The 236-nt window shown below is 58.9% G+C and carries 1 pseudogene; it reads right to left on the bottom strand.

Features of this window, described 5'->3' with window-relative positions:
- Positions 1-236 (bottom strand): annotated as a pseudogene (locus ACPYOI_RS37055) (MmgE/PrpD family protein); the annotation flags it as partial.

Genomic DNA, 236 nt, shown 5'->3' with positions numbered 1-236 from the left:
CGCACCGCCTGCAAAGCCACCGAAGCGGAGATTGGCCTCGAACTTCGACAGCAGTTCGCTTTCGGGCAGTGGCTCCTGGGCGCCGCCACGCATATGAGGCTGGCGGAATTCGCGCATGGTCCCGTCTTTCAAAACTGCCTTGGGATGTCCGGTAAAATTGCGCGGATAAGGATCGTTCGGATCGATCTCATAAGAGACCTTTGCCGCTAGCACCCTGACTTCCGGGTCCATCACCC

It is taken from the genome of Rhizobium sp. SVR5-2C, assembly GCF_056755115.1.
This window is presented reverse-complemented; position numbering and strand designations above follow the sequence as displayed.